Origin of the sequence: Psychrobacillus sp. BL-248-WT-3 (genome assembly GCF_012843435.1) — a bacterium.
Lineage (GTDB): Bacteria > Bacillota > Bacilli > Bacillales_A > Planococcaceae > Psychrobacillus.
Map to the genome: position 1 here is coordinate 23,768 of NZ_JABAFC010000013.1, position 12,352 is coordinate 36,119.

A 12,352-nucleotide genomic window follows, 5' to 3' on the forward strand; every position below is an offset into this window, starting at 1 on the left:
CTTATGTAAGTAGACCCTTTGTAGAAGGAACACCCTTCACTCGATCATCTATTGTAATGGCATCGTCGATTGCTCGAGCAAGTGCCTTGAAAATCGCTTCGATCATATGGTGGGTATTTGCTCCGTAGTGAACGATGACATGGACGTTCATACGAGCCTCTAAAGCAAATTTCCATAGGAATTCGTGAACCAGCTCTGTATCAAAGTTCCCTACCTTTTGTGTCGGAAACTGTGCCCTGAACTCTAAATGAGGTCTGTTTGAAATGTCAATTACAACCTGGGCTAATGCATCATCCATTGGAACAAACGCATTTCCATAGCGTTTGATACTCTTTTTGTCTCCTAGTGCCTCTTTTACTGCTTGCCCTAATACAATACCGATATCTTCTGTTGTGTGGTGGTCGTCTATATGTGTATCGCCATTTGCTTTAATTGTGGCATCGAACAGGCCATGCTTCGTAAACAGGTCCAGCATATGATCCATAAAAGGAACGCCAGTCTCAATTTCCGCCTTACCCTCTCCATCCAGATTAATATCTACATAAACCTTTGTTTCATTTGTCATTCTATCTATTTTAGCAATTCGATTTGGTTTCATTTTGCATTCCCCTTCTCCCAGCTTCTTGATTCGACAGATCGAGCGTGTCCCTCTAATTGCTCGAGTCTAGCCAAACGAGCGATTTTAGGATATTGCTCCTGCCACATTTCCTCCGAATAATACACGACACTCGTTTTCTTTACAAAATCGTCTACATTTAAGCCACTTGAAAAACGAGCCGTACTGTTCGTTGGAAGCACATGGTTCGTACCGGCAAAATAATCACCAACCGGCTCACTACTATATCGACCGATGAATATAGCTCCAGCGTGCTTGATCTGCTCACTCAGCTCTATTGCATTTTCCGTAATAATTTCTAAATGCTCAGGGGCAAGCTCATTTGTTGCCTTGACTGCCTCTTGAAGCGATTGTGCCAAATAGATACGACCGTAGTTTTCTATAGAGGCCCGTGCAATTTCTTCACGAGGAAGCTGCTTTAGCTGTCTCTCTACTTCTATGGAAACCTGCTTGGCTAAAGGCTCACTAGTGGTAATTAAAACCGAACTCGCAAAGGCATCATGCTCCGCCTGTGCCAATAAATCAGCTGCTACCTCATCTGCGTAGGCGGTATCATCGGCAATAATCGCTATCTCACTTGGCCCAGCAATCATATCGATTGCCACCTTGCCAAACACTTCACGTTTCGCAAGTGCCACATAGCTGTTACCTGGTCCAGTTATTTTATCCACAGGTTGAATGGATTCTGTTCCGTAAGCCAGCGCCGCAATCGCTTGTGCGCCACCTACCTTATAGATTTCTGTTATTCCAGCTATTTTTGCTGCGACTAGAACCGAAGCAGGAAGCCTGCCATCCTTAGAAGGTGGCGATACGATAACTACTCGAGTTACACCTGCGACAATGGCTGGAATCGCATTCATGAGTACGGATGATGGATATGCCGCTGTCCCACCTGGCACATATAAGCCGACTGCATCTAATGGTGAGATTCTATATTGAATATATGAGTTTTTCTCTAGAGCCAATTCAATATTTTGTCTCGCCTGCTTCTCATGAAATGTACGAATATTATTCGCTGCTTCCTTCAAATCCTCTATCAGCTGAGGATCAAAGCCGATGAACGCTTCTTCGATCTCCTCTGGGGAAACTCTTAGGCTTGAAAGCTTAACTCCATCCCATTTTTCTGTATAGGCGAGTAACGCTTGGTCTCCATTTGCTTGTACCTCTGAAATAACCTCTCGAACGGTTGTGAGGTGAGTCATATTAGCCTGCTCCACAGAGCGCTGTAATGTGATGCTCTCTGTAAGCTTCTCTATTTTCATCATGGTATTCCCTACCTTTTTTGAAGTTCTTTATTTAGCTTGGCAACGAACTCTCGAATCCGCTCACTTTTTACACGATAGCTTACAGGATTCACGATTAGTCGAGAGGATATATCCACAATCCTTTCATATTCCACTAAGCCGTTTTCTTTTAGCGTTTGTCCTGTCGACACGATATCGACGATACGGTCGGCTAGGCCTATCATTGGAGCCAGCTCTATCGAACCGTTCAGCTCAATGATTTCCACCTGCTCCCCTTTTTCCTTGTAGAAATTAGTAGCTATTGTTGGATATTTAGTTGCAACACGAGGGGCGATCTCATTCATCACCGTATTCGGCAGCCCTGCTGTTGCAATATAGCAATTACTAATATGTAAATCTAATAATTCATGCACATCTCGATGCTGCTCCAGTAAAACGTCCTTGCCAGCTATTCCAATATCAGCGACCCCATGCTCGACGTAAACCGGGACATCCATTGGCTTCGCTAAGATGAACTGTATTCGCTCATCCGGCGCTTCTACGATCAGCTTGCGAGAATCGCTAATTTCAGCTGGTAAATTAAACCCTGCTTCGACAAATAGTTGATAGGCTTCCTCAAAAATGCGCCCTTTCGGCATCGCAATCGTTAATTCATTCACCTGCAAAACCACCTTCTACTACCTTAATTATCTCCTGAAAACTATATTGATAGGCCTCTAAGTCATGGACACTGCCCTCATATTGAAGCGTTACGCGCTCCCCAATACTACGTCTTGCCTCTGCTAGAACATTAGCTTTTAGGAAGGAGCCTTTATCAAATAAAATAAGTGTATGTTTTTCATTTTTCTCTTTTTTAGGGAGAACCTCTAGCAGCCGATCTACTCTTAATCCAAAGCCGGTTGCTCCAACATTTTGTTCAAATTGCTTAAATAGCTCGTCATACCTTCCACCATTTCCAAGAGGAAAGCCACTGCCAGCAGCATGAATCTCAAACAGCATACCTGTGTAATAGCTCATATGGCTTGCTAATGAAAAGTCGAAGGAATAAATAGAGGGATCACTCAGCTGAAGCTCTAATAGCTGCTGGAGCTGTATAATCTGATCCACTAAATATTGCTGCTCGTTTGTCAAAAGCTGTCTAAAATCTTCCACGGACTTCGATGCCATCGTATGATCCACCAGCATAGTCAAGTTTTCTTGTTGAATAGCTGATAGCTCTAAGTCAGCCAGCATTTTCATGAATCCTACAAAATTCTTTTCTACTAGGAGCATTCTTAGCGTTTCTACCTGCTCCGGCTTGTTTGTATTATTGGAAAGAATAGCTGTCAAAAGCCCAGCGTGCCCAATCGTGATTTGAAAATGTTCCACGCCTAACGCTTTAATGAGCTCTACAGCCGTATAAATAATCTCGCTGTCTCCGTAAGGACTAAAATCACCAATCAGCTCTAAGCCCAGCTGCTCAAATTCCGCTGGCCTTCCACCCTCCCGTTGTTGCGCACGAAATACATTTGCATAATACGCAAGGCGAAGCGGATTCTTTTCTTTTAATAGCTTGGATGCTGCTATTCTAGCGATAGGAGTCGTCATATCAGGTCGTAAAACGAGCATCTCTCCTTGGTTATCCACCAATTTAAATAATGAGGACTCATCAATTGCCGACGCCTTCCCAATCGTCTCAAAATACTCGACCGATGGTGTTTTTATAAAATCATATCCTTTGGTGCGAATAAACTCTCTCGCGACGGATCTTATGTATTCTTTTTGCTCATTAACCTCTGGGAACGAATCTCGCATACCAAGCGGCTTCTCAAACATTTGAATTTTACTCATTGTCCCACCCCTAATTCACTTCACTGTAGTAGAGTGCTAATATAATAAATTAAATAAATTTTATACTATTTCAGACTATTCGTCAACTTCATAAGCTTATAGATTTAAGAGCCCTTTTAATTCCCCTCAACCACTCCCCAGCAGGTTCATCGTTTGGAGCACAGTTAGCGGGTTATCTGCAACACTTTTAAATTTGGCGCAACACTTCTACCCGTTTCCGCAACACTTTAATTTCGTGCAACACTTAACTCGTTTTCCGCAACACTTTTGTATTTGGCGCAACACTTAACTCGTTTTCCGCAACACTTTTGTATTTCGCGCAACACTTCTACCCGTTTCTGCAACACTTTAATTTCGTGCAACACTTAACTCGATTTCCGCAACACTTTGGATTTTAGTGCAACACTTAATCCGTTTTCCGCAATACTTTTGAATTTGGCGCAACACTTTCTATTTTGACGCAACACTTTTCCTCGTCCCGGACATTTTCACCGCATTCCTCCAAATACTTTTACTTATCCCCAGGGTTTCATTCATTTTAAATGTAAAATTCATCTAAATTCGGAACCTGCACTATTCTCAACCGTATTAAAGTAAAACCACAGTTTAGTTTGGGTGATCTATATTCTTTAATTGTCCGGGGGGAAAACAAAATGATAGGCGAAATCTTCATCTTAATAGTCTTTATGATACCGCTTTATGCTTTCTTCATTTGGACATATAACTACCCTGAAGAAAGCTTTTTATGGGGAAAACGCTGGATGTACGAAGAAGAACCTGAAGTTTCTCCAAAAGTTATCAGCTATATGAAGTTTGTTTCCATTTTGGCTATGATTGGCACACCTATTGTTTTTATTAGGTATTTTTCAAATCAGTCAGTTTTTAGTCTTTTACTAATAATTTTAATGGGTGTTTTTTTAGCTGGTGCAATCATAATTTTCACAAGAGATTAGCTTAAAACTACAAAAAAACAGTTCCAATCTTACAATAAGTAAAATTGGAACTGTTTTTTATTATGCGGCCGGCTTTGCGCTGCCCTCTTTTTGTTTAAATATATCTTACTATTTGTTCAAGAGGAAGACGTGATGATCCGTAAGCCGGGGCTGCTGCTTCACCAATTGCAATAAGTAAAATAGGGATTTCATTTTGAGGTAAATTAAATTTCTCCGCAAATTTCACTTTGTCAAATCCGCCCATTGGAACTGTGTCATAGCCCATGTCCTTCGCTAATAGCATGATTTGCATGGATATAAGTCCCGCATCAAAGTGAACAATATTTTTCATGACTTCTTCAGGAAGATTACCGTATAAAGAAAGTGAGCTTTCTATCATGAAATTAGCTATTTCTCTACTCATATAGCCCTTTTCAAAATTTGTATTATAAATTTTTTCTGTATTCTTGTACATTTCTAGGTCACCGAGTACAGCGATAATAGCCGATGATGTCTCTACTTGTTCTTGATTATTAGCGATTGGGCGCAATTCCTTTTTAACCTGCTGGTCCTCAATAACGATAAAGCGCCATGGCTGCATATTACTTGAGGAAGGTGCAGTAATTGCTTTTTGTAACAAAGTTTGTAGATCCTCATGTGGAATAACGACATTTTCTTTATATTTACGAACTGATTTTCTTTCATGAATCAATTGGTCGATTGTTGTATGTGTTTTTTGCATATAAAAAACCCCTTTTCAAATTTTAATGATTTTTTTAGTTCGTGTTATCAATCAATTTCTTGACTAGTGTTTGAAGCTGTTGAATCTCTTGATCGGTAAATCCATTAAATAATTCGTCTATGAATTCATTTTTACCTAAATCACAGTCTTCCAAAGTAGCGATACCAGTTTCCGTGATTTGGACAATGACTTCTCTATTATTTTGCTTATTACGATTGCGAACGACAAAGTTTTTCTCTTCAAGTATTTTTAAATGTCTTGTGATTGCCCCTTGATCTATTTTCAACGTTTGCTGTAGCTCTATTTGGGAAAGCTGTGCACGTTCAAATATGGTGTTCAGCATTTCATATCTAGTTAGGCTAATACCTGTCTTCTTTTCAAAGTTTTGAGCTATGCGCCTATCCAAACTTTTAAGCATAAGTAATGTTTGTTTTATTTCTTTAAAGGACTTAGCCATCTTTCCACTCCTAACAGACTGAACTCTTGACCAGTCAATTGTTGATTCGTCAATTATAATTTATTAAAATAATTAATCAAGTATTTTGATTCGCACAAAAAAACTGACGACCATGTTAGTTAGTAGCTAACAAATAGTCGTACAGTTTTAGTTCATACTTATTTTGCATTGCGCTCTAGCATTTCTTCCTTTGTATAGATAATGCGCATCGGATTGCCTCCAACAAAGCAGCCCTCTGGTACGTCCGCATTTACTAATGTTGCCGCAGAAATAATGGCATCGTTACCGATTGTTACTCCAGGCAAAATCGTAGAATTCGCACCTATTAAAACACGATCTCCGATAATAACATCACCAATTCGGTATTCATCGATTAAATATTCATGTGCTAAAATCGTTGTGTTATAGCCGATAATCGTATTGTTCCCCACTTTAATCCTTTCAGGGAACATCACATCGACCATGACCATTAAAGCAAAGGAGGTTTCTTTGCCGACCTCCATACGTAGAAAGGTACGGTAAAAAAAGTTTTTCCAGCTTAAGAAAGGAGAATATCTCGCAGCTTGAATAAAAATAAAGTTTTTAATGACCTTCCAAAACGGAACGGTATCGTATACATGCCAAAGTGAATTCGCACCTTTTACAGGAAATCTCTCTGTTTTCCTCATAGCAGCTGTCCTTTTTTAATAGAAAGTAAGTCATTTATATGATAGAGCATGTACGTTGGATTGTATGTGGACAAGAAGCCCTCGCCTTTTATAGACCAAGCGACCCCGGCAGTGTCCACTCCAGCATTTTGTCCGCCCACTATATCATGAAAATTATCTCCTATCATAAGGGCATCCTCTTTTGAGACATTCAAATGCTCTAAAGCAAGTAATATTGGTTCTGGATCTGGCTTTGTACGAGAAACATCTTCCAATCCAACAATCGTGTCAAATAATGACTGACACCCCATCAGCTGAAGTCCTCTATCAATCATTTCTCTTCTTTTAGTCGAAACGATTGCTAGCTTATAGCCGTCATTCTTTAATTTATGAAGCGTTTCGACAACTCCATCGAATGGTGCAACCATTTGGTCATGATGCTCCAAGTTCCATTCTCTGTATGACAAAATGAGCGAATCAGTTTGCGTAGGATCAATCGCTTCACAGGTTTCCTGAAGGGACGGTCCTAAGAAAGGAATGACTGAGTCTCGATCATATTTCCCAGGAAATTTATCTCCTAAAATATGTAAATAACTTTCAATAATGAGCTCATTGGTATCTAATAACGTGCCATCAAAATCAAAAAGCAAAGCCTTGTATGTTACTTCGTTCATGTCGTAAGCACTTCCTTGGTTTTTTTCTGTTCTGATTTACGCCAAATATAAGCGACAATAATCGTCAAGACAAAAGCCGTGATTAGTCGAATGAGCAAGAGCGGTAAAATTGGAATACCTAATGGAACAAAGATTAACGTATCCTCCACGACGGCATGACAGGCTACTAGGAAGATAAAGGCTAATGTCGCATCCTTCTTACTAACACCGTCCTCCTGAACTGCCTGAATCATTACTCCGGCACCATAAGCCAGACCAATAACTAGACCAGCCACTAGAGTCATAGATGCATTTGGCTGCACCCCAATTACTTTTGTGAATGGTGCAAGCTTCTCTGAAAACTTTTGTAAATAGTTTCGATCTTTTAAGAATTGAATAATCACCATTAGTGGGATGACGATTAGCGCAAGCTGCAACACACCAAAGGTAGCCTTTTGAAGACCAAGTAATATGATCTCAAGCCAGCCATCTGGTACACTTTGCGTAGCTGTAACTACTCCATACTTAGCCACTTCGCCTCCGCCCTGCCACACTAGGTTAATAATAACTGCCGAAACTATTGCAAGCCCAAAACGGACGAGTAATACGACCCACAGCTTCACTCCAACCTTTAGTGCCACTCCTGTTTCAATGAAAATATTGTGGGAGAACGATAACATGGTTGCTAATATAAATACTTCTTTTACAGTTAACTCTAATGACAAAATTCCTGCTATACCTGCATACAGATTTAAGGCATTACCTAAAACAAGAGGAATAGCCGCTTCCCCTCGCAAGCCAATCAAGCCCATAAATGGTTCTATAAATTGTATAATCCACGGCAAAACAGGCGTATATTGCAAAATAACTACGATTAATGTAATTGGAAAGATAACCTTGCTTAATGTCCATGTTGTCTTTAGACCAGCGGACAATCCCCTTTTAAGAGTTCCCATTTCCATACTCGATCCCATCTTTCTTACTTATCTTGATAACGCACCACTGGCTTAACCATTTTTCTTCTATAAATAAATATGATAACTGCGACTGCAATCGTCACTAGTGACACTACTTGTGCAGTACGCAGATCTCCTATTAAATAAAGACTATCCGTACGCATTCCCTCAATAAAGAAACGTCCCACCGAATACCACGTTAAATAGAAGAGGAACATCTCTCCACGGCGAAGGTTTACCTTACGAAGCAGCAATAGAATAATAACACCAATCAGGTTCCAAACAGACTCATAAAGGAACGTTGGGTGATAATACTTTCCGTCGATATACATTTGCTCTATGATCCAATTAGGAAGGAATAGATTTTCTAAGAAGGTTCTTGTTACCTCTCCTCCATGTGCCTCCTGGTTCATAAAGTTACCCCAACGACCGACTAGCTGACCAATAAGAATACTTGGAGCTAATACGTCCGTAACCTTCCAAAATGAGCTCTTTCTTTTTTTCGTAAAGAAGTAAGCGGTTAAAAACGATCCAATTAAGGCGCCGTGAATCGCTATTCCACCCTCCCATATTTTAATAATATTCTCCGGGTGCTGACTATAGATATCCCATTTAAAAATTACATAGTAAATACGCGCACTAATAATAGCGATTGGAACGGCCCAAATTAGTAAATCAGTTAAATAATCAGGGTGAAACCCTCTTTTCACCATTTCACGCTGCCCGACTATAAAAGCAAGCACAATTCCAAACGCAATAATTATTCCGTACCATCTTACTTCTAGCGGCCCTAAGGAAAAAGCGACCGGGTCAATTGCTTGTAGAATATTCATAAAAACTCCTTTCCACTATGTACATCATTTAAAATTCTCCATTTTGGCTTATTACATCATCTAGCCGCTTTGCAAAATCCTCCGCTGCATTTACACCCATTCTTTTCAATCGGTGATTCATAGCTGCAACCTCGATGATAACTGCCAAGTTTCGCCCAGGACGGACTGGCACTGTGAGTTTAGTCACTGCGGTGTTGATAATCTCCATCTTCTCTTCCTCGAGACCTAGTCTGTCATAGCTTTTCTTTTCATCCCAGATTTCTAGCTCAATCACAAGCGTAATTCGCTTATAGCTGCGAATGGCACTAGCGCCAAACAACGTCATAATATCTATTATACCTAATCCACGAATTTCCAAAAGATGCTCTATTAATTTTGGAGCACTTCCTACTAAAGTGTCCTCGCCCTCCTGCCTAATTTCCACGCAATCATCGGCTACTAATCGGTGGCCCCTCTTCACTAGTTCAAGTGCCGTTTCACTCTTACCTACACCACTTTTTCCTGTGATCAGTACACCTACTCCGTAAATATCAACCAATACTCCATGAACGGCAGTAGTCGGAGCTAGCATACTCTCCAAATAATTTGTCAGCAAGCTTGAGAATCTAGTGGTCGGCATACTAGTAGTAAGAACAGGGACTGATTTCTCATTAGATGCTATAATTAGCTCATTAGGAACTTCCATGCCATGGGCAACAATAATAACTGGTGTGTCCTGTGCACAAAGCTTCGTCATCCGATCTGTTCTCTCTTTCGGCTTTAGTAATTCAAAAAAAGAAACCTCTGTTTTCCCCAATAGCTGAATTCGATCGGAAGGATAGTGCATAAAGTAACCAGCCATTTCGATACCAGGTCTTGAAATATCACTGATAGAAATGTGTCGTCCAATACCCTCTTGTCCGCTAACTAAGGACAAATTAAATTTCTCTTGTATATCTTTACTCGTCACATGAGACACATTTCCCACTCCTTTAACCTCTGATAAACTTAGTTCTTATTTTAGCATGAATAAACATTTAATTAGTATCCATTTATCTTTTCTCTACCTATTTATTAATTAAAAGGAGGAAGTTTAATGAAGATTATTTTAGATGCAGGTCATGGCCCTAACACCGCAGGAAAAAGAACGCCAGATGGAAAGATGAAGGAATATGAGTTTAACAGCACAGTCACGAGATTAATAAAGAAGGAGCTAGATCGCTTCGGAATAATAGTAATTTTTAGTCATTCTGACGAAAAAGATGTGCCTTTACGCGAACGAACCACCCTTGCCAACAAATTAAAAGTGCAAGCCTTTATCTCCATCCATGCTAATGCTTATGGTTCAAACTGGAACGATGTTAATGGTATAGAAACCTTCACTTACACAAAGCCTTCTTCCGATTCTGTCATACTTGCCAAGCATATTCAGGAATCTCTCTGCACCGCTGTTGAAAGGAAAGATCGAGGGGTTAAAAAGAAGGATCTAGCTGTTTTACGAGATACGAACATGCCAGCTGTTCTAGTGGAATGCGGATTCATGACTAACCAAGAGGAAGCAAGGCTACTACAAACGGATGATTACCGTTTAAAATGTGCTACTGGAATTGCAACAGGCATAAAACTTTGGGTTAAAAAGTTTCAATTAGAAGAGGTATAGGGGGTGCTCCCTATACCTCTTTTTTGTTCAGCCTAAGTGCAACTCAGTAATGCTTTTTAAAATTTCTACTTATTGTTAATTGGTTTCTAACAATAGAGATTAGCAATTGAGCATATGGAAAATTTATCTATACATGGAACCTATATTTACTTAGGTCGTATATAATTAAAAGACAGAGGGAGTGAAAGGTTTGAAGAAACTATTTGTATTAGGAATTTTAGCCAGTTTGGTTTTAGCTGCTTGTAGTTCATCCAAATTGAACTTTAGTGAAATTGAGCGTGTTCCGAGTCATGTGCAAGACTTAGTCGACTCCAGCTTAACCCTTCAATCCATCACCAATGATGCAGAGGGTAAATATATTATTTTTCATTCAAGCGGAAATGTTAAGTCAGACTTAGAAACAAAGGGAGATACTGTCACTATAAAGTTCAATGTAACTAATCTGGATGATGTTGTTAAGCAGCATACCTATTATTTTACATCAGACCCGAAGCATGATGTGTTAGATGTTACATTGAATGGTGAATCAATACCTTTTGATAATGCAACAATTGACTAAATCGAATATTTATTTTAGTTTATCCATGCCATTTAGGGTGTTCAGCTATTAATCCCTGTATTTTGAATTCCTATTATAGTAATCATTCTTAACAAAGGGGGGTTAGATAAGTTGAATCATGTAATAGCAAAGATTATCTATTTTGTATTTACCATATTTATTTTCACCACACTTTGGAGACTTATGGGCTTATTTTGGAATGCTTTTGTGCCTTGGAATGTTCAAACCGATCTATTAACCATCTTTGTTGTAACTCCGGTGCTAATAGTTGTGTCGTTTATATTATCGAGCCTGTCCTTTAAGGTTATAAGAAGCACTAAATAATATTGCGGTTCCTAAAGTTATTATTGGACTAATGTTACTTGATATAGAGCTTCCCAGTAGAAAATCTGTGCTTTGAAAGTTGTCTCATATATTCGTGACTTTAACCCTAAAAGGATTAATTTCCTGTAGTTTAGTGAAAGAATATCTTTAGTTAATTTTCCTTAAGAGGTGAGGGTGTTGGCGAAGGCAGACCAATTAACCTTCTAAAAAACACACATTGTATAGGAGGTTAATCAAATGAAATTTAATATAATTGATAGAGAGAATTGGGAGAGAAAAGAATACTTTGATCATTTTATTAGTCAACAATGTACTTTTAGCATAACAACAAATATTAACATCACAGCATTGCTAACACAGCTTCAGAATAAGGGATTTAAATTATATCCCGCATTTATTTACATGGTCACCCGTACAGTAAATTCGCATAAAGAATTTAGATTTAGCTTTAATGAGGAGGGAATCTTGGGATACTGGAATGAAATGATTCCAAGTTATACAATTTTCCATCAGGATAGCAAGACATTCTCAAGCATATGGACTGTGTTTTCTAATGAATTTAGTGCCTTTTATAAGAGCTGCCAAGAGGATATACAGCAATATACGAATGTTAAGAAACTGGAATCAAAAGATAATGTACCAACAAACAATTTTAATATATCAAGTATTCCATGGGTTTCTTTTACTGGTTTTAACCTTAATATGAATAATGACAACGACTATTTATTACCTATAATTACAGGTGGAAAATATTTTCACCAGAACGGTCAAACATTGTTGCCTATTACCCTACAAATTCATCATGCAGTTTGTGATGGATACCACGCAAGTCTATTTTTTGAGGAGTTACAGAAATTAGCTAATAATTGTCATGATTGGCTGCCTTAAAGATTAATAGTAAAAATGAATCCATTAAAAAA

The 12,352-nt window shown here is 39.0% G+C and carries 15 protein-coding genes; 4 read left to right on the forward strand and 11 right to left on the reverse strand.

Going from position 1 to position 12,352, the window contains the following annotated elements; translation table 11 throughout:
• Nucleotide 1: 1 nt before the first annotated feature.
• Genes hisB through HF876_RS08915 form a run of 4 tightly spaced genes read right to left on the reverse strand, consistent with a single transcriptional unit; the run spans nt 2 to nt 3,690 of the window.
• Nucleotides 2–598 (reverse strand): imidazoleglycerol-phosphate dehydratase HisB, encoded by a 597-nt coding sequence (gene hisB / locus HF876_RS08900; RefSeq protein WP_169359715.1) that lies wholly within the window; start codon nt 596–598, stop codon nt 2–4.
• On the reverse strand, nt 595–1,878 hold the full coding sequence (gene hisD, locus HF876_RS08905) for a histidinol dehydrogenase (RefSeq protein ID WP_169359767.1): 1,284 nt from the start codon (nt 1,876–1,878) through the stop codon (nt 595–597). Before hisD ends, hisB begins: the two co-directional genes overlap by 4 nt.
• Before the next feature lie 11 nt (nt 1,879–1,889).
• Nucleotides 1,890–2,519, reverse strand: coding sequence for an ATP phosphoribosyltransferase (gene hisG / locus HF876_RS08910; protein ID WP_169359716.1), 630 nt, complete (start codon nt 2,517–2,519; stop codon nt 1,890–1,892).
• A complete protein-coding gene (locus HF876_RS08915; protein ID WP_169359717.1) occupies nt 2,512–3,690 on the reverse strand; it encodes an ATP phosphoribosyltransferase regulatory subunit in 1,179 nt (392 codons plus the stop codon). Before HF876_RS08915 ends, hisG begins: the two co-directional genes overlap by 8 nt.
• Nucleotides 3,691–4,343: 653 nt before the next feature.
• On the opposite strand from HF876_RS08915, the gene HF876_RS18760 reads away from it, so the two are divergent.
• Complete coding sequence (locus HF876_RS18760; protein ID WP_205964061.1) at nt 4,344–4,643, forward strand: hypothetical protein; 300 nt, start codon at nt 4,344–4,346, stop codon at nt 4,641–4,643.
• Between the two features lie 94 nt (nt 4,644–4,737).
• Here HF876_RS18760 and HF876_RS08925 read toward each other — a convergent pair whose 3' ends face one another.
• The 7 genes from HF876_RS08925 to hprK form a co-directional block, all read right to left on the reverse strand.
• A complete protein-coding gene (locus HF876_RS08925) occupies nt 4,738–5,364 on the reverse strand; it encodes a nitroreductase family protein (protein WP_169359718.1) in 627 nt (208 codons plus the stop codon).
• A 34-nt stretch (nt 5,365–5,398) separates the two neighbouring features.
• Nucleotides 5,399–5,821 (reverse strand): MarR family winged helix-turn-helix transcriptional regulator, encoded by a 423-nt coding sequence (locus HF876_RS08930; RefSeq protein ID WP_169359719.1) that lies wholly within the window; start codon nt 5,819–5,821, stop codon nt 5,399–5,401.
• 158 nt (nt 5,822–5,979) lie between these two features.
• On the reverse strand, nt 5,980–6,489 hold the full coding sequence (locus HF876_RS08935; protein WP_169359720.1) for an acyltransferase: 510 nt from the start codon (nt 6,487–6,489) through the stop codon (nt 5,980–5,982).
• Nucleotides 6,486–7,142, reverse strand: coding sequence for a pyrophosphatase PpaX (gene ppaX, locus HF876_RS08940; protein ID WP_169359721.1), 657 nt, complete (start codon nt 7,140–7,142; stop codon nt 6,486–6,488). The genes HF876_RS08935 and ppaX overlap by 4 nt, the downstream gene beginning before the upstream one ends.
• Nucleotides 7,139–8,077 carry a nucleoside recognition domain-containing protein gene (locus HF876_RS08945; RefSeq protein ID WP_169359768.1) on the reverse strand — a complete coding sequence of 313 codons (939 nt, stop codon included), beginning with the start codon at nt 8,075–8,077 and terminating at the stop codon, nt 7,139–7,141. Before HF876_RS08945 ends, ppaX begins: the two co-directional genes overlap by 4 nt.
• Before the next feature lie 23 nt (nt 8,078–8,100).
• On the reverse strand, nt 8,101–8,910 hold the full coding sequence (gene lgt, locus HF876_RS08950) for a prolipoprotein diacylglyceryl transferase (protein ID WP_169359722.1): 810 nt from the start codon (nt 8,908–8,910) through the stop codon (nt 8,101–8,103).
• A 28-nt stretch (nt 8,911–8,938) separates the two neighbouring features.
• Nucleotides 8,939–9,868 (reverse strand): HPr(Ser) kinase/phosphatase, encoded by a 930-nt coding sequence (gene hprK, locus HF876_RS08955; protein ID WP_169359723.1) that lies wholly within the window; start codon nt 9,866–9,868, stop codon nt 8,939–8,941.
• Nucleotides 9,869–9,985: 117 nt separating this feature from the next.
• Here hprK and HF876_RS08960 point away from each other — a divergent pair, with 117 nt between their 5' ends.
• The 3 genes from HF876_RS08960 to catA all read left to right on the forward strand — a co-directional run bounded on the left by HF876_RS08960 (nt 9,986) and on the right by catA (nt 12,320).
• A complete protein-coding gene (locus HF876_RS08960; protein ID WP_169359724.1) occupies nt 9,986–10,549 on the forward strand; it encodes an N-acetylmuramoyl-L-alanine amidase in 564 nt (187 codons plus the stop codon).
• A 181-nt stretch (nt 10,550–10,730) separates the two neighbouring features.
• Complete coding sequence (locus HF876_RS08965; RefSeq protein ID WP_169359725.1) at nt 10,731–11,108, forward strand: peptidylprolyl isomerase; 378 nt, start codon at nt 10,731–10,733, stop codon at nt 11,106–11,108.
• A 561-nt stretch (nt 11,109–11,669) separates the two neighbouring features.
• On the forward strand, nt 11,670–12,320 hold the full coding sequence (gene catA, locus HF876_RS08970) for a type A chloramphenicol O-acetyltransferase (RefSeq protein WP_169359726.1): 651 nt from the start codon (nt 11,670–11,672) through the stop codon (nt 12,318–12,320).
• Nucleotides 12,321–12,352 lie beyond the last annotated feature (32 nt).